This is a genomic window from Gordonia sp. GN26 (assembly GCF_054823965.1).
The window spans coordinates 25,586-51,148 of record NZ_JSYC01000012.1; the positions used below are offsets into that span (position 1 = coordinate 25,586).

At 68.7% G+C, this 25,563-nt stretch carries 23 protein-coding genes; 9 read left to right on the plus strand and 14 right to left on the minus strand.

Annotated elements, in window-relative coordinates; genetic code table 11:
• The 5 genes from rpsL to OK17_RS04225 form a co-directional block, all read right to left on the minus strand.
• Entirely contained in the window at nt 1-372 is a 372-nt protein-coding gene (rpsL, locus tag OK17_RS04205) for a 30S ribosomal protein S12 (RefSeq protein ID WP_004020596.1), read from the minus strand.
• Nucleotides 373-783: 411 nt separating this feature from the next.
• Entirely contained in the window at nt 784-1,584 is an 801-nt protein-coding gene (locus OK17_RS04210; protein ID WP_461416753.1) for a hypothetical protein, read from the minus strand.
• A gap of 8 nt (nt 1,585-1,592) precedes the next feature.
• The gene (locus tag OK17_RS04215) at nt 1,593-2,255 is read right to left on the minus strand and encodes a class I SAM-dependent methyltransferase (RefSeq protein WP_461416754.1); all 663 of its coding nucleotides are present in this window, start codon (nt 2,253-2,255) and stop codon (nt 1,593-1,595) included.
• Between the two features lie 81 nt (nt 2,256-2,336).
• Entirely contained in the window at nt 2,337-2,939 is a 603-nt protein-coding gene (locus OK17_RS04220) for a hypothetical protein (protein ID WP_461416755.1), read from the minus strand.
• A 162-nt stretch (nt 2,940-3,101) separates the two neighbouring features.
• A complete protein-coding gene (locus tag OK17_RS04225) occupies nt 3,102-4,022 on the minus strand; it encodes an exodeoxyribonuclease III (RefSeq protein WP_461416756.1) in 921 nt (306 codons plus the stop codon).
• Nucleotides 4,023-4,045: 23 nt separating this feature from the next.
• On the opposite strand from OK17_RS04225, the gene OK17_RS04230 reads away from it, so the two are divergent.
• A complete protein-coding gene (locus OK17_RS04230) occupies nt 4,046-5,731 on the plus strand; it encodes a sigma-54-dependent Fis family transcriptional regulator (RefSeq protein WP_461416758.1) in 1,686 nt (561 codons plus the stop codon).
• 14 nt (nt 5,732-5,745) lie between these two features.
• Here OK17_RS04230 and OK17_RS04235 read toward each other — a convergent pair whose 3' ends face one another.
• The gene (locus OK17_RS04235) at nt 5,746-6,897 is read right to left on the minus strand and encodes an HPP family protein (RefSeq protein ID WP_461416759.1); all 1,152 of its coding nucleotides are present in this window, start codon (nt 6,895-6,897) and stop codon (nt 5,746-5,748) included.
• A gap of 260 nt (nt 6,898-7,157) precedes the next feature.
• On the opposite strand from OK17_RS04235, the gene OK17_RS04240 reads away from it, so the two are divergent.
• Both OK17_RS04240 and OK17_RS04245 read left to right on the plus strand, forming a co-directional pair.
• Complete coding sequence (locus OK17_RS04240; RefSeq protein WP_461416760.1) at nt 7,158-8,654, plus strand: aldehyde dehydrogenase family protein; 1,497 nt, start codon at nt 7,158-7,160, stop codon at nt 8,652-8,654.
• 52 nt (nt 8,655-8,706) lie between these two features.
• The gene (locus OK17_RS04245) at nt 8,707-9,825 is read left to right on the plus strand and encodes an NDMA-dependent alcohol dehydrogenase (RefSeq protein WP_232718273.1); all 1,119 of its coding nucleotides are present in this window, start codon (nt 8,707-8,709) and stop codon (nt 9,823-9,825) included.
• Between the two features lie 37 nt (nt 9,826-9,862).
• On the opposite strand, the gene OK17_RS04250 is transcribed toward OK17_RS04245, so the two are convergent.
• A complete protein-coding gene (locus OK17_RS04250) occupies nt 9,863-11,944 on the minus strand; it encodes an FUSC family protein (protein WP_461416761.1) in 2,082 nt (693 codons plus the stop codon).
• A 112-nt stretch (nt 11,945-12,056) separates the two neighbouring features.
• Here OK17_RS04250 and OK17_RS04255 point away from each other — a divergent pair, with 112 nt between their 5' ends.
• Nucleotides 12,057-12,671, plus strand: a complete 615-nt coding sequence (locus tag OK17_RS04255) for a Pr6Pr family membrane protein (RefSeq protein ID WP_461416762.1) — start codon at nt 12,057-12,059, stop codon at nt 12,669-12,671.
• A gap of 82 nt (nt 12,672-12,753) precedes the next feature.
• Here OK17_RS04255 and OK17_RS04260 read toward each other — a convergent pair whose 3' ends face one another.
• The 5 genes from OK17_RS04260 to OK17_RS04280 form a co-directional block, all read right to left on the minus strand.
• Nucleotides 12,754-13,398 carry a TetR/AcrR family transcriptional regulator gene (locus OK17_RS04260; RefSeq protein WP_461416763.1) on the minus strand — a complete coding sequence of 215 codons (645 nt, stop codon included), beginning with the start codon at nt 13,396-13,398 and terminating at the stop codon, nt 12,754-12,756.
• 10 nt (nt 13,399-13,408) lie between these two features.
• Nucleotides 13,409-14,581: an acyl-CoA dehydrogenase family protein gene (locus OK17_RS04265; RefSeq protein ID WP_461416764.1), complete on the minus strand. Its 1,173-nt coding sequence runs from the start codon at nt 14,579-14,581 to the stop codon at nt 13,409-13,411.
• A gap of 47 nt (nt 14,582-14,628) precedes the next feature.
• The gene (locus OK17_RS04270; protein ID WP_006866119.1) at nt 14,629-15,792 is read right to left on the minus strand and encodes an acyl-CoA dehydrogenase family protein; all 1,164 of its coding nucleotides are present in this window, start codon (nt 15,790-15,792) and stop codon (nt 14,629-14,631) included.
• 67 nt (nt 15,793-15,859) lie between these two features.
• Complete coding sequence (locus OK17_RS04275) at nt 15,860-16,663, minus strand: TIGR03084 family metal-binding protein (protein WP_461416765.1); 804 nt, start codon at nt 16,661-16,663, stop codon at nt 15,860-15,862.
• A 179-nt stretch (nt 16,664-16,842) separates the two neighbouring features.
• The gene (locus OK17_RS04280) at nt 16,843-17,784 is read right to left on the minus strand and encodes a PaaI family thioesterase (RefSeq protein ID WP_461416766.1); all 942 of its coding nucleotides are present in this window, start codon (nt 17,782-17,784) and stop codon (nt 16,843-16,845) included.
• A 103-nt stretch (nt 17,785-17,887) separates the two neighbouring features.
• Here OK17_RS04280 and OK17_RS04285 point away from each other — a divergent pair, with 103 nt between their 5' ends.
• From OK17_RS04285 to OK17_RS04305, 5 genes are all read left to right on the plus strand, one after another.
• Nucleotides 17,888-18,349 carry a hypothetical protein gene (locus OK17_RS04285; RefSeq protein ID WP_461416767.1) on the plus strand — a complete coding sequence of 154 codons (462 nt, stop codon included), beginning with the start codon at nt 17,888-17,890 and terminating at the stop codon, nt 18,347-18,349.
• Nucleotides 18,350-18,556: 207 nt separating this feature from the next.
• Nucleotides 18,557-20,146 carry a fatty-acid--CoA ligase FadD1 gene (gene fadD1, locus OK17_RS04290; RefSeq protein ID WP_461416768.1) on the plus strand — a complete coding sequence of 530 codons (1,590 nt, stop codon included), beginning with the start codon at nt 18,557-18,559 and terminating at the stop codon, nt 20,144-20,146.
• A 4-nt stretch (nt 20,147-20,150) separates the two neighbouring features.
• A complete protein-coding gene (locus OK17_RS04295) occupies nt 20,151-21,233 on the plus strand; it encodes a TIGR03857 family LLM class F420-dependent oxidoreductase (protein WP_461416769.1) in 1,083 nt (360 codons plus the stop codon).
• Nucleotides 21,230-22,285: a phosphotransferase family protein gene (locus OK17_RS04300; RefSeq protein WP_461416770.1), complete on the plus strand. Its 1,056-nt coding sequence runs from the start codon at nt 21,230-21,232 to the stop codon at nt 22,283-22,285. The genes OK17_RS04295 and OK17_RS04300 overlap by 4 nt, the downstream gene beginning before the upstream one ends.
• A complete protein-coding gene (locus OK17_RS04305; protein ID WP_461416772.1) occupies nt 22,282-23,280 on the plus strand; it encodes an NAD-dependent epimerase/dehydratase family protein in 999 nt (332 codons plus the stop codon). The genes OK17_RS04300 and OK17_RS04305 overlap by 4 nt, the downstream gene beginning before the upstream one ends.
• Before the next feature lie 119 nt (nt 23,281-23,399).
• Here the strand turns inward: OK17_RS04305 and OK17_RS04310 are convergent, their stop codons facing one another.
• Both OK17_RS04310 and OK17_RS04315 read right to left on the minus strand, forming a co-directional pair.
• Nucleotides 23,400-24,293, minus strand: coding sequence for an SDR family NAD(P)-dependent oxidoreductase (locus OK17_RS04310; RefSeq protein WP_232718261.1), 894 nt, complete (start codon nt 24,291-24,293; stop codon nt 23,400-23,402).
• On the minus strand, nt 24,290-25,558 hold the full coding sequence (locus OK17_RS04315) for a hypothetical protein (RefSeq protein WP_232718260.1): 1,269 nt from the start codon (nt 25,556-25,558) through the stop codon (nt 24,290-24,292). The genes OK17_RS04310 and OK17_RS04315 overlap by 4 nt, the downstream gene beginning before the upstream one ends.
• Nucleotides 25,559-25,563 lie beyond the last annotated feature (5 nt).

Sequence of the window (25,563 nt, forward strand, 5' to 3'; positions counted from 1 at the left end):
TCAGTTCCCCTTCTTCGCGCCGTAGCGGCTACGTGCCTGCTTGCGGTCCTTGACACCCTGGGTGTCGAGCGAGCCGCGGATGATCTTGTAGCGCACACCCGGGAGGTCCTTCACACGACCGCCGCGGACGAGCACCATCGAGTGCTCCTGCAGGTTGTGGCCTTCGCCGGGGATGTAGGCGGTGACCTCGACCGAGCTGGTCAGACGCACGCGGGCGACCTTACGCAGCGCGGAGTTCGGCTTCTTGGGGGTGGTGGTGTACACGCGGGTGCACACGCCACGACGCTGCGGGCTGCCCTTGAGGGCCGCGGTCTTGGTCTTCGCAGCCTTGTCATGACGGCCCTTGCGGACCAGCTGATTGATGGTTGGCACTAGGTGTTCATTCCTCTTTGTTGTCTGTTGTGGTTGGTGCTCCGGGCAAACACGGTGAATTCGGTTTCTCAACCGACTTCCGGCGCGCTTCCACAACTCGCCCCACCAGCGCATTCACGCTGGTCAGTACATTTTCGCTACCCCGGGGTCGGGCGTGTCATACACTCGACAGCGGATTCGCTTGTCAGCCCACGGGCCGCCCGTGCCCCGAGTTCACTCGATCTCAGGGCCGACTCGAGAGCCGTTGGCCGGGCATGCGGACTGGCCCAGCATGGGCCGGGCACCGACGATCCACTCTACCGATCGGGTTTGCACAGGTCAAAAAACGGATCCTCCGCGCGACCTGCAGGGGAACAGGTCGTGTGCGCTGGGGTCCGGCGACGCTGAGACATGGCATTACCTTGTCCACTCTTACACCCCGGAACCCGGCGCGTCGAGACTTCGGCGAACCGCAGCCCGGCCGGTACCCGCCGGTGCCCCGTCATGGGCCCGGACCTGCGCGATCGATGTCGCGAACGGACTGTCCGGATCCATCGGCCGTCCGGTCGGCGAAGTCTGGCCGCCGAACCACCGGTCGACGATCGTCGCCTGGCGTTCGAGGTTGTGGTCGGCCCAGGCGTGGCGAGCATCACCCGACCCTCGGATGCCGTAGACGTCCTCACCGAGTTCGTGCCGCGCCTGGACCGCGAGCGCCTCGGCCAGGAACGACGCCGGAGAACGGGCTCCGACGATCTGCCGGGCGTGGACGAGTTCGTGGACCAGTAGCTGGCCGGGCACCGGATAGACCCCTGGACCGGGCCCGAGGGGCGCGTCGAACGTCGCGCCGAGATTGCAGAGGATGCGTCCGTCGACCGCGGGGACGGTGAACGCGCGTCCCCCGCGTCCGGCGAGATCGGTGAGGATCACGTCGTCGAGCCATCCGGCGGGCCCGAAGACCTGTTCGACGGTTCGTCGTTCGTCGTCCGACAGGGGGCGGTGCCGAATCCCGACGCGGGCGACGAGCCCGGCACCGACGGCGGCCACCCCGGCGGCCGCGAGACCGAGGGGCCCGAACCAGACCGTGACGATCGCGACGTGCGCGGCCACCAGCACCCCGACCGTCGACGCCGGACCCGCGGGCCACAACCGGCCGGCACGCCGGGCGACCGACACCACGACGCCGAGGAACCGCCCATAGCCTCGGGCCGCTGCGATCAGGAGTCGGTTCGGCACGAGTGTCCTCAGTCCTTGGCCGCCATGACGACCAGCCCCGGGCCGACGTGCTCGTCGGCGGGCAGTCGGAGTTCGGCGACCGGGCGCAGACCGGCCAGTTCGATCAGGCCCACGTACCTCTCCGGCGACCACTGGTGGGTCGTCCACTCCACCGGGCCGCCGTAGGCCTCGGTGCGTCGCACGTCCTCGTCACCGACGTGCGTGCCGGTGATGAGGTGGCCGCCTGGCCTCAGCGCACGAGCGAACGACCCGAGCACCTGTGGGAGGACGTCGCGGGGGAGGTTGAACAACGACCACCAGGCCACGATCCCGCCCAGCGACGCGTCGGCGAGATCGAGCTCGGTCGCGGAGCCGACCTCGAACCGGCAGGACGGGTACAACCGCCTCGCGTTCTCGACCATGCGCGGCGAGAGATCCACACCGGTCACGTCGAGCCCGGCCTCGGCGAGATATGCGGTCACTGTTCCGGGCCCGCACCCGACGTCGAGCACCGGGCCGAGGTCCCGCACGGTGTCGACGAATGCATCGACCGATGCCTTCAGCCACGGGCGAGTCCGGACGTCACCGATCCCCGTCTCCACCACCATGCGGACGTAGTTGTCGGCGATCCGGTCGTAGGACTGTCGGACCGCGTCGAGATCTCCCGGGCGATCGATGGGGTCGGCTCGCATGCGCCCACGATAGGACCCGGATACGACACCGCCCCCGGTCCGGAGAACCGGACAGGGGGCAGATCGTGGAGATCCGAGCGACTACGGGGTGTTGAACCAGGCGACGACCGACGGCCACGCCTTCGGGTTCGACTCGCCGTAGCCGATGTAGGCGCCGATGAACGCGCCCACGCCCGCACCGATCCAACCGAAGACGATGAAGCCGATGAGGCCACCGATCAGCGTGTACAAGGGCGTGTTCCCCCGCCAGCCCTTGTTCAGTTCCGCCCACATGATGTCGTAGCGCTGCGCTTTGGTGATCCGCTTGGCGACGTCCTTTCTGGCCACGCCATCGAGGAGCGCACGATGGTCCGGGCTGACGGTCGGGGTCAGAGTGGCCTGCGATCGGTCAGCGCTGACCGCGGCACGCAACGGAACAGTGAACCCGTCGATCTGCCCCGACAGCGGCATCGATGTGGCTGTGCGACCGCGCCCGTCGAGGATCTGGAGCACACCCGCCGGGGTGACCGCGAGGCTTCCGCCGCGCACGTCGACGATCAGGCTCTTGTGGTCGCCGGCGATCGCCGCGGACGCCGTCGGGAGCCCCACCGTCGCCGGTGCTGCATGTGCCGTCGCCACGGGGACGGCTATGAGTACTGCACCCATCATGGCCAGCGCCATGATCCCTGCCCTGAGGTGCTTCATGTGTGAATTCTCTTTCTCACGAGGAACTTCGGCCCGTGCTCGGGCCGCGGTGATCATATCGGAGAAGAGACATGCGCCCGCAATCGTCTCAACAGGCGAATCCTGTGCCGCATGCTGCTGAATCACATTGCAGCACAGATCAATTGAATATAGTGAGCGGGATCACTCCGGGGTCTGGGGCAGCTTGACCTTCGCGGCACCGGGTTTCGCCGGGTTCGACGGGGGCGGGACCACCGGCCCGATGTCTCCGTCGGGTGCCTCGTCGAGGTCGACGATGACCGGGGCGTGATCGCTGGGCTTGCTGCCCTTGCGCGCCTTCCGGTCGATCCACGCTGCTTCGACCCGGCCGGCGGCGAACTCCCCCGCCAGGATCAGGTCGATCCGCATGCCCAGGTCCTTGTGGAACATTCCGGCACGGTAGTCCCAGTAACTGAAGACCCGGTCGTCCGGCCAACGGTCGCGGACGACGTCGCGCAGCCCCAGGGCCGCGAACTCGGCGAGCGCGGCGCGCTCCGGAGGGGTGACGTGCGTGTGCCCGGCGAAGGCGTCGGGATCGAACAGGTCTGCGTCGGCGGGGGCGATGTTCATGTCGCCGCAGAGGAGCGTCGTCGACGGGTCGGCGACCGCCTTCGCGAGAGCGGCGAGCCATTCGAGCTTGTATGTGTAGTGATCGGAGTCGGGGCTGCGACCGTTCGGGACGTAGAGCGAGTGGATGCGCAGACCGCCGCACACCGCGGACACCGCACGGGCCTCGAGCGTCTCCGGCGTCGGATAGCCGGGCATGCCGTCGAAACCGACGCGCACGTCCTCGAGCCCGACCCGTGAGAGCAGCGCGACACCGTTCCACTGGCCCTGCCCCGCGTGCGCAATCTCGTAACCGCGTTCGGCGAGATCGGCGCCGAGAACCTCGTGGAAGGCGTCGTCGGAGAGCTTGGTCTCCTGCAGGCAGACGACGTCTGGGAGTCGTTCGTCGAGCCATGGGAGAAGTCGCGGAATCCGCTGTTTCACCGAGTTCACGTTCCAGGTCGCGACGCGCATGGGCCCACGGTAGTACGACGCACCGACGCCGATCCGACGCGGCATCCGGGCTTTCCTTCGCCGGTGATGTGTGTCACGTTGGTCTCATCGACACTCTCCCGTCCCGTCCCGATCGCACGCCGCATCGCCCTGTCATCGAGCACTCCTGGCGTCGATCCGCGCTGTCCGGGGTACGACCGGAGGACAACACCCCCGCGCGTCTGCACGACATCGGTTCCGCCGACCCTCTGCTCGACGCGGCGCGTCCCGTCCTCGACGACGCGGCGGCCCGTCTCGCCGACACCGATGTGTCCCTGCTCCTCGTCGACCACGAGTGCCGCATGGTGACGCGGGTGGCGTTCGGGACGACCGTCGAACGCAGCCTCGACGCGATCGGCGCGGCGCCCGGGGTGCCGTTCGGCGAGGACATGGTCGGGACCACCGCGCTCGGGACACCCGCGGAAACGCGCGGCGGGGTGATCGTCAACAGTTCCGAGCACTACCTCGAGCAGTTCCGGTCGATCAGCTGCTTCGGGCAGCCGATCATCCATCCCGCGACGCGACGTCTGGCCGGGATCATCTGCATGTCCGAGATCGCCGATCGCATCAACCCGCTCGCGGTGCCGGTCGTCAACGGCATCGTGGCGGACATCGCCGACCGTCTGCTCGACCGGTCGCGGGCGCATCAGCGTCGCGTGCTCGACGCCTTCCAACGCGCCGCCCCGCGCCGGGACGTCGCGGTGGCCGCGATCGGCGACGACCTGCAGCTCACCAATGCCCTGGCCGCCGAACTGCTCTCCCCCACCGACATCGGCGCGCTCCGGGCGATCGCCACCGACCCGGCGCTGCGTGCGACGACGCTGCCGTTGACGCTCGTCTCGGGTGCGGAGGCCGAGATCGCCGTCGAACCGGTGGCCGGCACCCGCGGGGCCGCGCTGTTCCGCTTCCGCCCCCTCCTCACGCCGACACCGACCCGCTCGGCCCCGGTTCGGACGTCGTCGACGACCATCGCCGTGTCCGGTGAGCCCGGTACCGGACGCACGACGCTGGCCCTCGAGCTGGCGGCAGAGACCTCGGACCCCGAGGCGGTCGACACCGAGGCAGTCGACACCGAGTGCGCAGCAGTCGTGGTCGACGTCGCCGACCAGCTGATCAACGGCCGGCAGGTGGACGTCATCGCCGACCTCGGGCGGGCCAGATCGTCGGGCGTCCCACTGGTTGTCGACGGCGTGGACCTGCTCGACGACCGGTCGATCGCGCTGCTCACCCGCGCCACCGCGTCGACGCCGGCGGCGTCTCCCCTGATCCTCGTCAGCGGTCCTCGCGCGCAGGCGTCACCCGCGGTCGCCGCCCTGCTCGGTCGCTGCGCGAGACGCGTCGATCCCGCGCCCCTTCGCCACCGCAGCTCGGAACTCGCGGCCATCACGAGCGGCGCCCTCGGTGATGTCGATCCGGAACTCACCCTGTCCGGACCGGCGACCGACGCCCTGCTCAGCCAGGACTGGCCGGGCAACTTCACCGAGCTGATCGCGGTCCTGCGTGACGCCGCGGCTGCGTGCCGGACTCGGACGGCACGCGTGATCGAGGCGGCCGATCTGCCGTCCGGTTACCGCACGACCAGTCGGGCAGCCCATCTCTCGGGACGGGAGCAGGCCGAGCGCGCCGCCATCGTCGATGCTCTCGACCGAGCCGGCGGCAACAAGGTCCACGCCGCACGGGACCTCGGGATCAGTCGCACCACGCTGTACGCACGGATGCGAGCACTCGGCATCTAGGCGACGGCCGAACGTCAGTCGACGAGCGGGTCGGCCAGGGTCTGCCGGGCGAGCGCGGCGATGAGGTCGGTCTGCGTGACGATGCCGACCAACAGGTCCCCGTCGAGCACGGGCACGGCGTCGCAATCGCTGCCGGCGAGCATCGGGAGCACCGCGGTCACCGGAGCGTCCGGCGACGCGATCGGCAAGGTCGTGTCCATGACGTCGGCTGCGGTGAGAACGCTGCCGTCCCGGCGCAGCAACCGACCGAACATCCGGTCCGGACCGCGTCGTGCCGCACCCCCGCGTAGCCGGGAGACGAGATGGATCTGGAAGACGACCCCCAGGAACCGGCCGCCGCGCGTCACCACGGGTAGCGAGGTGAACCGGTGGGTGTCGAACATCTGGGCCAGTTCGGTGAGGGTCGAGTCCGGGCCCACCGTCACGAGGTCCCGGGACATGACGTCACCGGCGACGAGCGGGTCGGCGCGATGTCCGGCGACCTGCAGTTCGGCAGCCCCGATGAGACGCGCGAGGTCGGCGACCCCGAGGTTGAGGGACTGGCTGTACCGGTCGAGGATGTCGGTCAACTCGGCCTCGTCCAGCCCGATCCGCGCGGTGGCCGAGGACTCGTCGTCGAACCGGCGAGCCGGGTACCGGCGCCCGGTCAGGCGTGCGTACACCGCCGCGAGCGCAACCAGCGCGATCGTCCCGACGGCAACGGGAGCCAGGGCGAACCGGAACCCGAGGGCGTGGACCAGGTCCGGGCTGAGTCCGGCGGTCATCGCGACCGCACCTCCGGGTGGATGCACTGCGCGACAGAGCACCATGGCCAGCACCGCCGCACCGACCGCGAGCGGGACCCGCAGCTGACTCGGCGAGACCAGCAGGGTCACCGCGACGCCGGCGAACGCCGACACGGTGTTGCCGACCACTGCCGACCACGGTTGGGCCAGCGGACTGTTGGGCGCAGCGAAGAGCAGGACCGCCGACGCCCCGAACGGCGCAATCAGGAAAAGGCCCGTCGTCAGGTCGACTCCGGACGTGGCGAGCACGAGGCCGACCAGTCCGAGGCCCAGGGCCGAACCGACCCCGGCACGCACCGCCTCGCGGGGCGACACCGACGCCCCCGACGGACCCCACGCCTGCAGCACACCGCGGAGACGATCGGCCATGCGCGCTGCCATCGGGTCCCTCTCTGCGTGAACGGGCGGCCATCGCCGCCCCCGGACACGCTAGCGACGTCGCGCCGCGCACTTTCCTCGACCTCCTGTTCACGGCAGCCGTTCAGGACAAACCGGAGGTGTTCAGTTTCTGGACACGGCAACCACCCCGATAGGTGGCAGAAATGAGTCAGGTCACAGCTATGACCCAGATCACGCCTGACCGTCTCATCTCGATCCGCTCGATCCGCCCCCGACGTCGAGCGCTTCACCAGGAGGTTTTCATGACCGCAGTCGCCACCGAACTGCTACCGAAGGTCCGCGACTTCATCGGCTCCGACCGTCCGATGCTGATCGGCGGTGAGTGGGTGTGGTCGGCGTCGGGCCGCACGTTCGAGACCCTCGACCCCGCGACCGCCCGTCCCCTCACCTCGGTCGCCCACGGCGACGCCACCGACATCGACCGCGCGGTCCGCGCCGCCCGCGAGGCCTTCGACTCCGGCCCGTGGACGCGGGTGAAGCCGAACGAACGCGAACGGCTGTTGTGGCGCGTCGGCGATCTGCTCACCGAACGGGCAGCCGAGTTCGGTCAGCTCGAAGCACTCGACAACGGCAAGGCCGCGACCATCGCCGCTGCCGTGGACACCGCCTGGTCCGCCGACATCTTCCGCTACAACGCCGGCCTCGCCACCAAGATCACCGGTTCGACGGTCGACGTCTCGATGCCGTTCGTGCCGGGCGGCGAGTTCCACGCCTACACCCTCCGCGAGCCGGTCGGGGTGTGCGGGCTGATCGTCCCGTGGAACTTCCCGCTGCTGATGGCCGCCTTCAAGCTGGCACCGGCGCTGGCCGCGGGCAACACCGTCATCCTCAAGCCCGCCGAGCAGACACCGCTCACCGCACTGTTGCTCGGTGAGATCTTCGACGAGGCCGGGTTCCCGCCGGGCGTGGTCAACATCGTCACCGGTTACGGCGAGGCCGGCGCCGCCCTCGCCGCCCACGACGACGTCGACAAGATCGCCTTCACCGGCTCCACCGAGGTCGGCAAGAAGATCGTCGAGGCGGCCAAGGGCAACCTCAAGAAGGTGTCGCTCGAACTCGGCGGCAAGAGCCCCAACATCGTCTTCGCCGACGCCGACTTCGAGAAGGCCGTCGCCGGCTCGGTGGCCGCCTGGATGTTCAACCACGGCCAGTGCTGCGTCGCCGGCACCCGACTCTTCGTCGAACGCCCCATCTTCGACGACTTCACCGCGGCGGTCGCCGAAGCGGCATCCCAGGCGAAGATCGGGCCGGGCCTCGATCCCGCCACCGAACTCGGTCCGCTGGTCAGTCAGGAACAGTTCGACCGCGTGTCCGGCTATCTCGCGGCCGGTATCGCCGACGGAGCCCGTGCGCTGACCGGCGGAAAGCGTTGGGGCGACGAGGGATTCTTCATCGAACCGACGGTGTTCGTCGACGTCGAGCCGGACTTCTCCATCGTGCGGGAGGAGATCTTCGGACCGGTCGTCGCCGCACTGCCCTTCGACGCCGACACCGGGGTCGCGGCCGCCGCGAACGACTCCATCTACGGCCTCGCCGCGGGCATCTGGACCACCGACTTGTCGAAGGCCCATCGGACCGCCCGGCAGATCAAGGCCGGTTCGGTCTGGGTCAACCAGTACAACGGCTTCGACACCGCGATGCCCTTCGGCGGTTACAAGCAGTCGGGCTGGGGCCGCGAACTCGGTTCCTCGGCCATCGACCTCTACACGCAGACGAAGGCCGTGAACATCGCGCTGTGACCGGCCGTCCCGCTTACCTCCAGAGTTTCCCCCAAGTGCAAAGGAGCACAACATGACACTGACCACCAAGGCCGCTGTTCTCACCGCCCCCGGAAAGCCCTTCGAGATCGTCGAACTCGACCTCGACGAGCCCCGCGAGGGTGAGGTTCTGATCAAGTACACCGCTGCCGGTCTGTGCCACTCCGACCTCCACCTCACCGACGGCGACCTGCCGCCGCGCTATCCGATCGTGGGTGGTCACGAGGGCTCCGGGATCATCGAGGCCGTCGGCCCCGGCGTGACCAAGGTGCAGCCGGGCGACCACGTCGTGTGCAGCTTCATCCCCAACTGCGGCACCTGCCGGTACTGCTCGACGGGACGACAGAACCTGTGCGACATGGGCGCGACCATCCTCGAGGGATCGATGCCCGACGGCACCTTCCGATTCCATTCGGGCAAGGACGATTTCGGTGCGATGTGCATGCTGGGCACCTTCTCCGAGCGGGCCACCATCTCCCAGCACTCGGTGGTGAAGGTCGACGACTGGCTGCCGCTGGACAAGGCCGTGCTCGTCGGCTGCGGTGTGCCGTCCGGCTGGGGCACCTCGGTGTACGCCGGCGGTGTGCGTGCCGGTGACACCGTGGTGATCTACGGCATCGGTGGTCTCGGCATCAACGCCGTCCAGGGCGCGGTGTCGGCGGGTGCCAAGTTCGTCGTGGTCGTCGATCCGGTCGCCATGAAGCGCGACGCCGCACTGAAGTTCGGTGCGACACATGCTTTTGCCGACGCGCAGGAGGCGGCCGCCAAGGTCAACGAGCTCACCTGGGGACAGGGCGCCGACCAGGCACTCATCCTGGTGGGCACGGTCGACGAGGAGGTCGTGTCGAACGCGACGGCCGTCGTCGGCAAGGGTGGCACGGTGGTCATCACCGGGCTCGCCGATCCCGCCAAGCTCACCGTGCACGTGTCGGGCACCGACCTGACGCTGAACCAGAAGACGATCAAGGGCAGCCTGTTCGGCTCGGCCAACCCGCAGTACGACATCGTCAAGCTGCTGCGTCTCTACGATCAGGGTCAGCTCAAGCTCGACGAGTTGGTCACCACGACCTACACCCTCGACCAGGTCAACGAGGGCTACCAGGACCTCCGTGACGGAAAGAACCTGCGCGGGGTCATCATCCACGGCGAATGAGCCGATGACCGGAACACGCGAACAGCTCGTCGGCGGGTCACTCGCCGGCGAGCTGTTCGTCTGTACGAGAAGTGCCGGCGGGCCCGGCGATCGCCTCGCGCATGCGCTGCACCGATGCGATGGTCCGTCGGGCCTGCCGGGCCGGTGAGACGTCGGCGGGCTCCGTCGCATGGACGGTGTTCTCGACCTTGACGTCTTTCGTCAGCTTGCCGATCGTCGACGCCCCGGCACCGCCGTGTTCGATCGCCGACACCGTCGCGTCGGCGGCACCCCGGAGTTCGTCGACGAGATCCTGTTCGCTCTCCGGGTCGACTCGATCGCTGCTCCCGGTGTGGTCGGCGGACCGCGTCAGACCGATCGCCGACCACGCGAGTCCCCTTGCCTCGCGTGTCGTCTCGTGGAGGTGCGGCCGCAGACGACGCAACATCGATCGGTGGAACCGGCTGAGCGAGAACACCGCAGACGTCGCGGTGTCGAGCATCGCGGCCTCGGCCCCGTCGAGCACCCGTACGGCGGCCAGCGCCGCGTCGGAATCGGCCTCCCCCGGCCGGTTCTCGCCTCTGCGCAACGCGACGGAGGCCATCTCGACGAGGGCGTCGAAGTACGCCCGGAGCTTGGTGTCGAGGACGGGTGAGGTCGGCGTGCTCAAGATGAGGAAGGCCGCGGCCGCGCCGACCAGGGCACCGCAGAGGGTCTCCTCGATACGCCACTCGAGGACATGGCGGTTCAGGACACCGAGCAGGTCGTAGCTGTTGGTGAGGACGATCGTGATGAAGAGGATCGTCCAGGTGTAGGAGATCGCACCGAGATAGAAGGCGAAGAAGACCGCGCAGACCACGATCACGTACTGCACGACGGGGTGTTCGCCGATCATCAGCACGGCGGCGACGCCGATCACCAGCCCGACCGCGGTGCCTTGCACGCGTTTGACGGCCTTGGTGAGAATGGCTCCGCGAGTGGCCATCCCGTTGAAGACCATGAAGGCGCTGAGCACCGCCCAATACCAGCGGCTCGCCGAGATGAGCTCGCCGACGGCGAGTGCCACCGAGCAGGCGACCATGACCTGGAGTGCGAATCGGGTGGTGTCGGGTCTGGGTGCCTTCGTCGTCGGCGTCGGCGCCTCACCGGTCGATGCCGCCCCGGTCGATGTCCGGGGCGTGGTCGACTTCCGGTGTCCGACGGCGATGGAGCGCAGATCGGTCGTCGCCGACACGACGATGCGCAACGTCTCGATGGTCGGGTCCGGTCCGGCGGGCACCTGGGCGGCAGCGTCACCCGGCGACCTCAGTGCGTCTCGAACGTGCGACACCGCCTGGGCGACGGCGGGCTCCGCGCGGTGGTCGGCCACTCGGAAGGCTGCCTGTTCGCTCGACAGATGCAGCATCGAGACCCGGCGCGACAGGGTCGTGTCATCCAGGTCCGTGTAGTGCGCGGCGTCGTAGTTCTTCTGCCATCCGGCGACCGCGCTCGTCGCGGCCGACAGTCGTGTCACCGCCGCCGCCACCCGCTGCGGCCCGGTCTCCGGTTCACTCGCGACCCGGAGCAGGTCGTCGGCGCAGATCTCCACGCTCCGCAGGAGGCGCCCGAGTTCCTCGCCGGGCCGGTCGGGGATCAGCACCAGGCGCACGAAGAGTGCGGTCGCCACGGCGATGACGACGAGGCCGCACAGGACCGGCAACGTGTGCAGGTCGGCCCCCATCACCACGGCGAAGAAGAAGGCGAAGAACCCGAAGAAGCCGAGCGCACTCCCCCGCGGCCCGTAGCGCGTCGTCCAGGCGGCGAGACCGGCGATCGCGACGAAGGCGACCGCCCGTGCGGCGGGCCACGGATGCAACAGGGACGCGAGGAGTGCCGCCGCGAAGCCGGGGACGAGCAGCGCGACGGTCGTGACGATCCGGGCCCGCGCGGTCGTGTCCTTGACCGCACCGACCGTTGCCCACAGCGACAGGAAGCCGGCCGACAGTTCCGCCGCGACCGGGATACTCACCACCGACCGGATCGCGAGGACCACCAGTGCACCGATGGCGACGGCCGACGCACCGCGCGCGGCCTTGACCAACCTCGCCGCACCCGGATCGTGCGTCGTCAGCAGTGCGGTCAGTGCGAAGGGCGGCGCCATGAGAGGAATCTTCTCATCGCCGCGTGGGATCGCAGGACGGCGGCGACGCATGTTCGTGCCACCGACGGCGGGGTGCACGCGCGGCGCGTGATCCCGGTGCTTCAATCAGCGTGTGACAGCGACCTGGTGGATTCGTGTTCTCCGCATCGTCTTCGCGGCTCTCGGTGCCGCCGCCCTGATCTATCAGGTCGCGGTGCGGTGGGGCGATGCCGACTTCTCGCTCGGGAACTTCTTCGGCTACTTCACGGTGCTCAGCAACATCGCCGCCGCGGTGGTCCTGCTCGTCGGCGGACTGCTCGCCCCGACCGGGCCGGTGTGGGAGTGGGTGCGCGGGGCGGTGACCACCTGCATGGTGATCACCGGCATCGTCTACGCGCTGCTGCTCAGCGGGGTCGACGTCGACGTCACCTACAGCTGGGTGAACGACGTGCTCCACCGCATCATCCCGCTCGTGATGCTGGTGGACTGGGCTCTGGTGCGCGCCAAGCGGCTTCCCGAACGCAGTTGGCTGACCTGGCTGGCCATCCCGCTGGTGTACGGCATCTACTCGCTGATCCGCGGCCCCATCGTCGACTGGTACCCGTACCCGTTCCTCGACCCGCGCGAGCAGGGTTATGTCTCGATGACCATCTCGCTGGTGGTCGTGTTCGTCGGTATGACGCTCATGTCCTTCGGCGTCTACTGGGTCGGGACACGCGGACGGTCACGGGAGGAGACACCGACCTGACCGCCCCCCTCGCCCCCTGAGGTGCGACGAGCGTAGCGAGGAGCCACGAGGGCCTGATGAGACAACGCCCCCGCTCTTCGAGTCAGGCCGTCCCGTCCGCACCCAATGCGACGGCTATCTGTTCGCACCAGGTGTCGACGACCTGCGCACGACGCGCCGAATCGTCGGTCAGGGTGTCGGCCAGGCCGAGTCCGCGCGCGAAGTCGAGGGTCGCCTGGACGAGACGATGCCCCTTTTCGTCGGCCGGCGAGACCCCCATCGCCGCCATCGTGCGCTGATGGGCCGCCCGGGCGAACTTCGCCTCCAGCGGCAGGATCAGGGTGCGCAGAGCGGGGTCGGAGGCGGCGGCCGCCCACACCTGCAGGGCCGCCTTGAATTCCGTTCCGGTGTAGACGTCGACCACGCGTTGGACGGCAGCCAGCACCCGCGCCGGGGTGATCTCCTCGTCCGGCGCGGCTGCCACCCCGAACTTGCTGTCCGCGGCCGTCGTGAGGTCGTCGAAGACCTGCTCGAGTGCAGCGGTGATGAGCGACTCCCGCGTCGGGAAGTGGTGCTGCGCAGCGCCTCGTGAGACGCCGGCGCGTTCGGCGACCGCGGCGACGGTGGCCGCCGCCCAGCCGTCCGCCGCGAGCGCGTCGATCGTCGCCCGCAGCAGACGCTCACGCGTCAGGCGTGAGCGTTCCTGCTGCGGTTCACGACGATTCGACGACACTCGCGCGGACACCATCGGTGCTACCTCAGTACGACTTCGGGAGGCCGAGGCTGGCCTGCGCGACGAAGTTGAGGATCATCTCGCGGCTCACCGGTGCCACGCGGGCGATGCGGACGAGGCTCAGCATCGGCGCGATGCCGTATTCGGTGGTCAGCCCGTTGCCGCCCATCGAGTGCACGGCCTGGTCGACGAGCTTCACCGCGGCCTCGGCGGCGGCGTACTTCGCCATGTTCGCCGGTTCGGCGGCACCCCAGTCGTCGCCCGCGTCGTACATCGTCGCGGCCTTCTGCATCATGAGCTTGGCCATCTCGAGCTCGATCTTGCCCTGCGCCAACGGATGTGCGATGGCCTGGTGCGCGCCGATCGGCGCCTTCCACACGGTGCGCTCCTTGACGTACGACACGGCCTTGTCGAGCGCGAAGCGTGCCATGCCGACGGCCGACGCCGCGGCCATGATCCGTTCCGGGTTCAGGCCGGCGAACAGCTGGCTGAGTGCCGCGTCCTCGTCTCCGACGAGCGCGTCGGCGGGCAGCCGGACGTCGTCGAGGAAGAGCTGGAACTGCTTCTCCGGGTTCTGCAGTTCCATGTCGATCATGGTGTAGGAGAAGTTCTCCGCGTCGGTCGGCACGATGAACAGCGCCGGCTTCAGCTTGCCGGTCTTGGCGTCTTCGGTGCGGGCCACGATGAGGACGGCCTGCGCCTGGTCGACGCCGGAGATGTAGACCTTCTGACCGGACAGCAGCCAGTCCGAACCGTCACGACGGGCGGTGGTGGTGATGTTGTGCGAGTTCGATCCGGCGTCGGGTTCGGTGATGCCGAACGCCATGGTGATCGAGCCGTCCGCGAGGCCCGGCAGCCACCGCTGCTTCTGCTCGTCGGTACCGAAACGTGCGATCACGTTGCCGCAGATGGCCGGCGAGACCACCAGCATCAGCAGGCCGGTACCGGAGGCGGCGATCTCCTCCATGACGATCGCGAGCTCGTACATGCCGGCACCGCCGCCGCCGTATTCCTCGGGGAGGTTGACGCCGATGAAGCCGAGCTTGCCCGCCTCCTGCCAGAGCTCATCGGTCTTGCGTCCCTCACGGGCGCATTCCCGGAAGTACTCCTGGCCGTACTTCGCGGCCAGACCGGCGACCGCGGAACGCAGTGCGGCGCGCTCCGGGGTCTCGACGAACGGGTTCTCCAAGGCTGTCATCGCGTCTTTTCCTCTGTGTCGGTTCGGGTTCGGATGTTGGCGTCGGCTCAGGCGTGGAAGCCGAGTCGCTTGGCCGCCAGACCGTTGAGAATCTCGGTGGTGCCGCCGCCGATGCCGATGATGCGCATGTCGCGGTACTGGCGCTCGACCTCGGTGCCGGTCATGTAACCGAGGCCACCGTGGAGTTGAACGGCCTTGTTGGCCACCCATTCTCCGGCTTCGACCGCGGTGTTCTTGGCGAAGCACACCTCGGCGATGAGGTCGTCGTGCGAGGTCACCTTCCGCTCGACCACGGCACGCGTGTAGACGCGGGCGATGTCGATACGACGCGCCATCTCGGTGAGGGTGTCCTGGACCGACTGACGCGCGATGATCGGCTTGCCGAAGGTCTCGCGGTCGCGGGCCCACTGCACGGTGAGGTCGAGGCATCGCTGGGCGCTGGCGTAGGCCTGGACGGCCAGACCTGAGCGCTCGGTCACGAAAGCCATGGCGATCTGGGCGAATCCGGAGTTCTCCGGGCCGACGAGGTTCTTCACCGGGACGCGTGCGTCGACGAAGGACAGCTCCGCGGTGTCCGAGCAACGCCAGCCCATCTTGTCGAGCTTGCGGGTGACGGTGAACCCGGGGGTGTCCTTGTCGATGACGAGGAGGGAGACGCCACCGGCGCCCGGTCCGCCGGTGCGGACGGCCGCGACGACGAAGTCGGCCCGGACAGCCGAGGTGATGTAGGTCTTCGAGCCGTTGACGACGAAGAAGTCGCCGTCGCGCTCGGCCTTGGTGGTCAGGTGGCCGACGTCGCTGCCGCCGCCGGGCTCGGTGATCGCGAGGGAGCCGATCTTCTCACCGGCGAGGGTCGGGCGGACCCAGCGGTCGATCTGCTCCGGATCGCCGGCGGCGATCAGGTGCGGCAGGGCGATGCCGTGGGTGAACAGGCCGGAGAAGATGCCGCCGGCCGCACCGGCGTAGTGCAGTTCCTCGGCGAGGATCGTCGTGTCGATGATGTCGCCGCCGGAACCGCCGACCTCCTCGGGGATCCCGAGGCCGAACAGGCCGAGCTTGGCGGCTTCGAGGTGCAGCGAACGCGGGATCTCGCCGTCGCGTTCCCAGTCGTCCTGGAAGGGCAGGATGTGCTTCTCGACGAACTTGCGGACCATCGAACGCAGTTCGAGACGTTCCGGCGTGTCCCAGACGTTGGGGCTGGCAATGGGCACCCGAGGCTCCTTAGGTGATGTGACGGTGAGAGGTGGTGTGGATCGAGCAGAGGGTTCGACGCGGTGTTCAGGCGCCGCGCGGTTCGCGGCCGGCTCCCGGAGGGCCGGCGAAACACTGTGCGATGCCGGACCATTCGAGCGCGTCGTGGCCGACGAACTCCAGGTCGAGGTCGGCGACGGCACGTCGCTGGGTGACGAGCTGGCAGAAGTCCAGTGCCGAGCCGCGCACGATGTTCGACGCGTCGTCGGGACCCCAGGTCCACAGCTCACCCGACGGCGAGGTGAGGGCGTAGTGGAACGGTTCGGCCGGCGGGACCTTGCCATTGACGATGTAGGCGAAATCGCGTGTGCGCACGCCGATGTGCGCGACGTGGCGGATGCGGTCGCTGGGCAGCACCGTCACCCCGAGGGCGTCGGCGACGTCGAGACCGTGCGCCCAGGTCTCCATCAGCCGCGCGGTCGCCATGGACGCCGCCGACATCGGCGGGCCGAACCACGGGATCTTCACGCCCTGGGGCACTTCCCGGAGCGCGTCCGCCAGCTTCGCTCGCGCGAGCCGCCAGCCGGCGAGGATCTCCTCCACCGGGGCACCCGCCCCGGCCTCGGCGGCATCGTCGACGTAGGTCTCGGGACTGTTCTGCAGGGCCTCGGTCACCAGCTCGGTGAAGCGGTCGGGATCGGTCGCCGCGATGGCGGCGACCTCGTCGGTCCACGCGAGGTGCGCGATCTGGTGGGCGATGGTCCACCCCGGGGCTGGTGTGGGCGTGGCCCATCCCGCGTCGTCGAGGTCGGCGACCAGCGCATCGAGCTGGTCGGACTCGGCTTCGAGGTCTGCCACGACGCCGTAAACGGCCGCTGCTCGATCGGTCATGCGCCATAGCGTCACACAGGACCGCAGAAGAATCAAGCGTGCTTGATTGTTTCTTCGTCGACGCACAGAAAACCGCCCCTGCGATCCACCCTCAGGAGCGGGTCCGCCGGCGATATGTCGACAGCCTCGCTACAGGGGGTGCAGCTCAGGGGCGGTTTCGGAACGGAGGTGCCCCGCCCTCAGTGGTAGTGGACGTCCAGCGTCGCGCGGCTCAGCAAGACGTCGTCGTATGAGGTCATGGTCGCCTCGAACGAGGAGATCCGACGCCCGGTCTTGATCGGCGTCACCTCGACGGTCACCTCGCTGCCGTCGACCGCCGGCGATCGGTAGAAGCCGATCGCCATGTCACCGATCGAGTACTCCTGCCCCGCCCCGGCATGCAGGTGCCCGGCGAAGGAGCCCGCCTGGCCGACGATCGTCGCGATGACGCCGCCGTGCATGGTGCCGAACATGTTGCCCATCCAGGGGTCGGTGGCGCTGCGGAACCGGATGCCGGCGTCGCGCTCGGCGGCCCCGTCGAGCACCTCCACCGTGCCGTTGAGCATCTCGACCAAAGGTCCGGGATCTCGCTGCTTGGTGGCGATCTCCTCGACCACCGCTCGCCCGGTCAGACCTGCGGGGATGGCGGCCGGGAGCGTCACGCCGTGGTCGTCGTCGCAGCTGGGCATCGCCATCCCGATCTCGGCGGACGGAGTCTGACCCGTCAGGGCACGCCCGACGCGAACATTGCGGGCGGTGCCCACACAACACAGTTGCCCTGCCCCGGAGCGGATCTCGACGTATGTCGAGCCCCAGCCGTCGTCGTGCGCCACCACCTCGGCACGCGCCGCGAGCAGGTCACCGATGTTCGCGCGACCGTGCGTCGACAACGACAACCGCGCCTGCAGCGTGGCGGCCGCCGGGTCGTCGTGGGTGCGATGGAACGGGATGCCGCCGCAGTGATCGAACAGAACGGCGAGCGCGGGCAGCTCGATCAGGCCGCGATGGTCGGCGAACTGCGAGCAGAGCAACTGAGCGGCGCGCACACCCTTACCCTCGACGGCGAGGTCGCCGAGATGGAAGGCGGACAGCGGGTCGTGCGGCCCCGGGTTCGGTGACTCGGCGGGATACGGATCGCTCATACGTCTTCTGTATCAGCAGAGTGCCGCCGACCTCACCTTGAGGAGTCCAACATCACTCCCGTACGCTGTGGATTCGAAGTGTCCAGAGTGACGGGAGATACACATGGGACGCAAGACCATTGCTGGACTCGGAGCCGTTGCGGCATTCGGTGCGATGACGCTGGGCGCTGCGACCGCGCAGGCCGCTCCGGGTGAGCAGGCGCTGAGCGTCGAACAGGTCCCGAACACGGGCATCACCGTCGGCTCGAACGGTGTCAGCGGAGGCTTCCTCGCCTCCATCCTCGCATCCGCGACCGAACCGGGTGTCACCCAGGTTGTACTGAACACGACCCCGACCGAGGCCTGCGCGACCAACCTCAAGGACGCACGCGTCGGCATCAGCTGGACCAACAAGTCCACCGGCCGGTCCGGCAGCGACGTCTTCGACGCCTGCACCGACGCACGCCCGTCGGACGGCGTGGCCCTCGCGACCGGCGCCGGCTCGATCGAGTTCACCACGACGATCATCGGCAAGAACGACCGCACGTTCACCGTCGTGCCCGGAAGCGGCTCGTTCAAGCGCTAGCCAGACAGCCACACCTCTTCGGTCGGGGACGCTTCGGCGTCCCCGACCGAGTTGTTTCCAGGCACCTCCGGCCGTGATGTCCGGGCGTCTCCGACTGTCATGTGCAGGCGTCTCCGACCGTGATGTGCAAGCGTCTCCGACGCGGCGCAGTAGACAATATTTCAGATCTGTACACGCACCTGGTGAACACGTTCTAGATTTGGCCGCATGGCCGAGACAGTGACCCAGCTCCTCCAGGCACGAGCCGACGACGACAACCTGGCGATCACCTACGAGGGACGCCGCTGGACGTGGCGCGAGTACGTCCGCGATGCGGAGAAGACCGCTGCCGCAATACTGTCCGTGGCCGACGCCTCTCGACCGATGCACATCGGCACCCTGCTGGGGAACACCCCGGACATGCTCATCGCCCTCGCGGCCGGAGCCCTCGGCGGCTACGTCACCGCCGGCATCAACAACACCCGACGCGGCGACGGCCTGGCCGCCGACATCCTGCGCGCCGACTGCCAGATCCTGATCACCGACGCCGAACACCGCCCCCTTCTCGAGGGCCTGGAACTCCCCGGCGTGACGGTCCTGGACACCTCGACCTCCCAGTGGACCGACCTCATCGCCGGGGCGGGTGACCTCACCCCGCACTCCGTGCCGGGAGCGATGGACACGTTCATGCTGATCTTCACCTCGGGCACCAGCGGCAACCCCAAGCCGGTTCAGTTCGCGCACATGATGATCCCGTTCGCCGGCCCCGTCCTCGCCGACAAGTACGACATCGGACCCGGCGACGTCTGCTACCTGTCGATGCCGCTGTTCCACAGCGCCGCGCTGATGGGTGGTTATTGCGTCGCACTGTGCGGCGGTGCCGCGATCGCACCGGCCAAGTTCTCCGCGTCGACCTTCCTCGACGACATCCGCCGCTACAACGCGACGTACATGAACTACGTCGGCAAGCCTCTCGCCTACATCCTCGCCACCGAGGAGAAGCCCGACGATGCCGACAATCCCCTGCGCGTCGCGTTCGGCAACGAGGCCACCGACCGGGACATCGACGAGTTCTCGCGCCGCTTCGGCTGCACGGTCTGGGACGGGTTCGGCTCCACCGAGCTCGCGATCATCATCACCCGCGAACCGGGCACCCCGCACGGTTCGATCGGCCGCGGCTTCCCCAACGTAGCGGTCTACGACTCCTCCACGATCACCGAGTGTCCCGCAGCCGAATTCGACGACACCGGAGCACTTCGCAACCCAGACGAGGCGATCGGTGAGCTGGTGAACGTCGAGGGCGGCGGGATGTTCATGGGGTACTACAACGACTCCGCTGCCACCAACGAGCGTCTGCGTCACGGGATGTACTGGTCCGGCGACCTCGCCTACAAGGACGCCGACGGGTGGATCTACCTGGCCGGCCGGACCGGCGACTGGATGCGGGTCGACGGCGAGAACCTCGCCGCCGGGCCGATCGAGCGAATACTTCTGCGGGTGCCCGAGATCAACCGCGTCGCGGTGTACGCGGTGCCCGACGAACACGTGGGTGACGCCGTGATGGCCGCCGTCGTACTCCAGGACGGCGTCGAACTGAGTCCGGAGTCCTTCGCCGAACAGCTTGCCGCGCAGGCGGACCTGTCCCCGAAGGCCTGGCCGCGGTACGTCCGGATCGCCGACGACCTGCCCACCACCGCCACCAACAAGATCCTCAAGCGCACCCTGAAGCAGGAAGGTGCGACCGCCGGCGACGGCACCCTCTGGGTGCGCGAGGCGCGGTCGCAGGAATACCGCGAGGCCGTCAGCGCGAGCGCCTGAGTACATGGATCAGCTCACCGAGCTCGGGTACTACGCACTGTCCCGCCACCCGGTCGCCCCGCGCGAGCTCGCCGGCGAGGCCCGGTTCGCCGACGAGATCGGACTCGGGACGGCCTTCGTGTCAGAACGGTTCAACGTCAAAGACGCGGCCACCCTGTGCGGCGCCCTCGCCGGAGCCACCGAGAACCTCGGGATCGCCACGGCGGCAACCAACCACAACACCCGGCACCCCATCGTCACCGCGACGATGGGCGCCACCCTGGCCGAGGTGTCCGGCGGCCGTTTCGCTCTCGGACTCGGACGCGGGATCACCCCGCAATGGCAGATCCTCGGCGTCCCGCTCGTCACCGGCGCGGCGCTACGCGGCATCACCGGGCTGCTCCGCAGGCTGTGGGCCGGCGAGATGGTCGTCGGCCACGACGGGCCCGTCGGCTCGTACCCGTTTCTCAGCCTCGGGGTGACCCTGGACTCCCCTCCGCCGATCCTGCTCGTGACGATGAGTCCGAGGACACTCGAGCTGGCCGGCGAGATCGCCGACGGCGTGGTGCTGCACACGTACTTCAGCGCCGACGCCACCCGGCGGGCCGTCGCGCATGTGCGCGATGCAGCCGAACGTGCCGGCCGCGATCCGGCGTCGATCCGGATCTGGTCGGTGGTGGCGACGGTGTCCGACGATCTGGACCCGGCCGACCGGATGCGCCGCTTGTACGGGCGCCTCGCGACCTACCTGCAGGGTTACCCCGATCAGCTCATGGGCGCCAACCAGTGGGACCCCGCAGACCTCGAACGCGTTCGCGCGACAACCGCTTTCACCGGTGCTCGCGGGCCGATCGATGCCACCGCCACCGACGACGAACTCGCCGAGCTGGCCGAGACCATCCCCGAGGCGTGGGTCGCCGACTCCGCGACCGGGTCGCCGTCGGACTGCGCGAAGACGATCGCCGAACAGTTCGACCTCGGCGTCGACTCGGTGATCCTGCATGGCGCGACGCCGACCGAACTGGCGCCGGTGGTCGCGGCGTACCGCGACATTCGCCCCGACCGCGCGGTCGGACTACCGGTCAACCCCGGAAGGATGCCCTCGTGACGGAAACCCTCGAGATACCCACGAGCGTCGAACAACTCACGGCGACGTGGCTGACGGATTTCCTCGGCGAGAACGGCCACGACGCGTCGATCACCGCGGTCACCGCCGAGGCCGTCGGGACCGGGCAGATGGCCGGCTCGTATCGGCTGACACTCGAACACTCCGGCCCGGCGGACCTGCCCGGCACCATGGTCGCGAAGCTGGCCACCGGTGCGCCCGAGCAGCGGGAGTTCGGGTCGGGGGTGTTCCGCAACGAGGTCCGGTTCTACCGTGACCTCGCGTCCGGCTTCACAGTCCCGATGCCGCGGTGTTACGCCGCCACGATCTCCGACCCCGGCACCGAGTTCGTACTCCTGCTCGAGGACATGGGCGAGGCCGTCCAGGGCGATCAGATCCTCGGATGCACACCCGCGCAGGCGGAATCGGTCGCCGTGGCGGCTGCCGGTCTGCACGCACCGCGCTGGAACGACGCCGCGCTGCTGGAGGAGATGCCGCTGCCCGGTGCCGCCGAACGCGAGATGATGGAGTCGATCCTCGAGCCGATGGCCGATGTCTACCGCGACCGCTTCTCCCCCGACGCGCAGAGTTCGGCGGCCATCGACTGGCTCGTCCGGGAAGCCGGCGACTGGCTCGTCGCACCGCTGCGGAACACCGCACTCATCCACGGCGACCTCCGTGTGGACAACGTGCTGTTCGGCCCGTCCGGCGAGGTGACGGTGATCGACTGGCAGACCATCACCACCGGTAACCCCTTGCGCGACATCGCCTTTCTGCTCAGTACCAGCTTGACCACCGAGGATCGTCGTAAACACGAGCGTGGCATCGTCGCGTCGTATCACCGTGCGGTGATCACCGAGGGCGTGACCGATTACACGCTCGACGAATGCTGGGCCGACTACGTAGCCAACCTGATCCAGGCGCCGCTGATCATCGTCTTCGGTTCGGCCGCCGCGCAACCCACCGAGCGCGGCACGGCGATGTTCGACGCGATGCTGTCCCGCAGCGCAGCCGCGATCGAGGACCTCGTACCGGGCGGTCTGGCCGGGCGATGAAGCTCGTCATCGGCGGCAACGGTTTCCTCGGTTCGCGACTGGTTCAGCAGCTCGTCGAGAACGGCGACGATGTTCGCGTCCTCACGCGCGAGACCAGCGATCTCCGCACCCTGTCCGGCCTCGACGTCGACCACGTCACCGGCGACCTCTTCGACGCCGCCTCGGTGCGCACGGCGATGAACGGTTGTGACGTGGTGTTCCACTGCGCCGTCGATACCCGTGCGTGGCTGCGGGACGCGGCACCGCTGTACCGCACCAACGTCGACGCCCTGCGGGCGGTGCTCGACGTCGCCGCCGGTCAGCCGTTGCGCAAGTTCGTGTTCACCAGCACCGCCGCCACCATCGGGCGGGTGCGGGGGCGCCGGGCCACCGAGGACGACGCCTTCAACTGGTCGGACCACGCACCCGAGTACGTGAAGAGCCGTGTCGCCGCCGAGGACCTACTGCTCGACCGCGCCCGCAACGGGGTGGTGCCGGGGGTCGCGATGTGCGTCGCCAACACATACGGTCCCGGCGACTGGCAACCCACTCCCCATGGTTCCTTCGTCGCCGGTGCGGCACTCGGCAGGCTGCCGTTCACCATTCGCGGCTGCCGAGCCGAGTCGGTGGGCATCGACGACGCGGCGCGCGCACTCGTCCTGGCGGCCGAGCGGGGTGAGGTGGGCGAGCGCTACATCGTCGCCGAGCGGTCCATCGACACCGGCGAGATCGTGGAGATCGCCGCCCGCACCGCCGGCCGGGAACCTCCCCGGCTCGTACTCAACCGGGCGGCGCTCTACGCAGCCGGTGCGGTCGGCTCGGCGCGGGCCGCCATCACCCGCAAGCCTGTCCAGCTGACCGTGCCGTCGGTGCGGCTGATGCACTTCATGTCCGAGATGGACCACGGCAAGGCCGAGCGCGATCTGGGCTGGCACCCGCGGCCCGTCACCGAGGCGGTCGCCGAAGGTGCACGGTTCTGGCTGGAGCGTAAGCGACCTGCACCTTCTGCTGGTTGAGTAGGTCCGAGCCGCCAGGCGAGGACCGTATCGAAACCAGTTGCCGAAGATCTTCTGCGCGCCAGTTGGTTTCGATACGCCTCGTCGCAAGCTCCTCGGCTACTCGACCAGCAGGATACTCAGCCGAGCAACTCCGCCAGCTCGCCGAGGCTGTACGGCGAGGTGTCCTGGTGATCCCGGTAGGCGATGAAACTCGCCTGCTGTTCCTCGTACCGGCCGATGAAACCGCCTGCGGCAGAGAAGATGTTGCCGGTGAGGTGGTCGGCGGCGTCACTGGCGAGGAACACGTACAGCGGGGCCACGTACTCGGGCGGCGCCGGGTCCAATGCGGCCTCTCGGGTCAGGTCGTCGAGAATTCCCCGACGATGCAGGGCCTCGATGTGGGCGACGTAATCCGCTCCGGTCGACAGTCGCGACTTGGCGCCGGGCATCACGACGTTGACCCGGACGCGGTGTTCGGCGAGGTCCGCGGCGGCGGCGAGGGCCAGCGCGTTGACGCCACCCTTCGCTGCGGGATAGCCACTGCCGCCGAACATCCCGAGCGATGCGGCCGAGCCGGTGAGCACGATCGACCCCGAACCCTGCTCGACGAAGACCCGTCCCGCGGCCTGGAGCAGGTGGAACGCCGACATGAGGTGTGCGTCCAGCTGCGTCCGGAACTCGTCAGGGGTGATGCTGAGCACCGTCGACCCGGCGGGTTCGGCGATGCCGGCGCAGTTGACGGCGATGTCGAGTGCGCCGAACTCGGCGAGGGCGGCATCGACCATCTGCTGGGCGACGCCGTCGTCGCCGGCCGAGCCCCGGATGCCGACGGCCTGTCCCCCGCCGCCGCGGATCTCCGCGACGGTCTCCTCGAGCGCATCTGCATCGCGCCCGTTGACGACGACCGAAACCCCCTGACCTACCAGCGCATACGCCACCGCGAGGCCGATGCCGCGGGTGGCGCCCGCGATCACGGCGACCCGGCCGCCCAGTCCGGCAGCCCCGGGGGACCAGCCGCCGTTCGGATTCACGCCGAGCTGCCGACCGGCGTGATCGGGATCGAACGGCCTCGGTCGACGAACTCGAAACTCGCGCCGCCGCTGAACCGGGCGACGGCCACCTCGCCGCTCTCCTTCTGCGCGGTGTCCGACGTGACGATGCGGATCTCGAGCGCATCGTCGGTCTCGACGGCACCCTCCACGCTCAGGTACTGGCTGACTCCGGTGGCGGCAGCCTGCAGCGGTTCCAAGTGGTCCGGTGTGAGGATCGACAGCCACCCGCCGTCGGTCATCGCGTCGGACTCACGGGGCAACCGTACGACGACGGTGTCGCCGTCGGCCGTTGCGGTCAGACCGGTGTACTGCGCCGGCCCGAAGCACGGATGCAGGGCCAGGACCTGCGCCAGGCCTTCGGCGTCGGTGGACAGATCGAGGGCAGCGCGAATACGGTCCGCCGCGAGTCCGGCGATCCCGATCAGCTGCTTACGGAAGATCTCGACGACCTGCTCTTCGCTCTCGGCATACCGCCGCAGGCTGATCAGGAAGCCGAGAGACAGCAGCTGATGTTGCAGCGCAACCTCTTCGGCGATCCGCACCAGTGCCGACGTCGACCACTCCGCGAACTGCAGATCCTCGACGAGTGGGCCTCGGTAGTCGACCCAGCCGTCGGTCGCCGACGCGTCGATCGCGGACAGTTCGATCTGGCCGGCGCGCGTCCCGAACATCTCCTCCGCGTCCGGCGGAAGCGGCAGCTCCTCGCGGTCCGGTTCGATGGTGACCGTCCACTCGCAGTGCGGTGTCCGATCGACGGGGCGTCGAGGCGGCCGATGTACCGGTCGGATTCGCGCTCGGCGGTTGGTCGCGATGGCGGTCGCGTCGAAGGTCGGGTCCTCGATGTCATGGCACATCGTCGTGACGTAGTCGTCACCGAGCGGTTCGACGTCGAGCAGGGCGCCGCAATGATCGAGGACGAACGAGCCGTGGTACTTGTCGTCGACCCGGTACCGGAAGTCCATGAACTGCGGCGGTGCACCGATGTCGAGCTGGAGACACTTGAACATGTCCTCGACTCCGTCGCCGTCGACGCCGAACACGGTCCGGACGCGGCTCGTGTAGACCGGGCTCGCGGCCATCCATTCCTCGATCGCGATCCGGCCCATGACGTCCCGCCCGAAAGCGCTGATGAGGTGCGCCATTCCGCTGCGGTCGATCATCTGACCGGACAGCAGGAGTTCGGGGACCAGGACGGCGAGCTGTTCCTGACCCAGACCTGGATACGTGGGGGCTGTGGTTGTCATGTCAG

What these genes read in the sequence shown, in the direction of transcription:
- OK17_RS04235 (WP_461416759.1), bottom strand. Translation starts at nt 6,897, where the DNA reads ATGGCAGCGCGCATGGCCGATCGTCTCCGCGGTGTGCTGCAGGCGTGG.
- OK17_RS04215 (WP_461416754.1), bottom strand. Translation starts at nt 2,255, where the DNA reads ATGCGAGCCGACCCCATCGATCGCCCGGGAGATCTCGACGCGGTCCGA.
- OK17_RS04250 (WP_461416761.1), bottom strand. Translation starts at nt 11,944, where the DNA reads ATGGCGCCGCCCTTCGCACTGACCGCACTGCTGACGACGCACGATCCG.
- OK17_RS04295 (WP_461416769.1), top strand. Translation starts at nt 20,151, where the DNA reads ATGGATCAGCTCACCGAGCTCGGGTACTACGCACTGTCCCGCCACCCG.
- OK17_RS04260 (WP_461416763.1), bottom strand. Translation starts at nt 13,398, where the DNA reads ATGGTGTCCGCGCGAGTGTCGTCGAATCGTCGTGAACCGCAGCAGGAA.
- OK17_RS04305 (WP_461416772.1), top strand. Translation starts at nt 22,282, where the DNA reads ATGAAGCTCGTCATCGGCGGCAACGGTTTCCTCGGTTCGCGACTGGTT.
- OK17_RS04220 (WP_461416755.1), bottom strand. Translation starts at nt 2,939, where the DNA reads ATGAAGCACCTCAGGGCAGGGATCATGGCGCTGGCCATGATGGGTGCA.
- OK17_RS04285 (WP_461416767.1), top strand. Translation starts at nt 17,888, where the DNA reads ATGGGACGCAAGACCATTGCTGGACTCGGAGCCGTTGCGGCATTCGGT.
- OK17_RS04265 (WP_461416764.1), bottom strand. Translation starts at nt 14,581, where the DNA reads ATGACAGCCTTGGAGAACCCGTTCGTCGAGACCCCGGAGCGCGCCGCA.
- OK17_RS04240 (WP_461416760.1), top strand. Translation starts at nt 7,158, where the DNA reads ATGACCGCAGTCGCCACCGAACTGCTACCGAAGGTCCGCGACTTCATC.
- OK17_RS04225 (WP_461416756.1), bottom strand. Translation starts at nt 4,022, where the DNA reads ATGCCGCGTCGGATCGGCGTCGGTGCGTCGTACTACCGTGGGCCCATG.
- OK17_RS04245 (WP_232718273.1), top strand. Translation starts at nt 8,707, where the DNA reads ATGACACTGACCACCAAGGCCGCTGTTCTCACCGCCCCCGGAAAGCCC.
- OK17_RS04280 (WP_461416766.1), bottom strand. Translation starts at nt 17,784, where the DNA reads ATGAGCGATCCGTATCCCGCCGAGTCACCGAACCCGGGGCCGCACGAC.
- OK17_RS04275 (WP_461416765.1), bottom strand. Translation starts at nt 16,663, where the DNA reads ATGACCGATCGAGCAGCGGCCGTTTACGGCGTCGTGGCAGACCTCGAA.
- OK17_RS04315 (WP_232718260.1), bottom strand. Translation starts at nt 25,558, where the DNA reads ATGACAACCACAGCCCCCACGTATCCAGGTCTGGGTCAGGAACAGCTC.
- fadD1 (WP_461416768.1), top strand. Translation starts at nt 18,557, where the DNA reads ATGGCCGAGACAGTGACCCAGCTCCTCCAGGCACGAGCCGACGACGAC.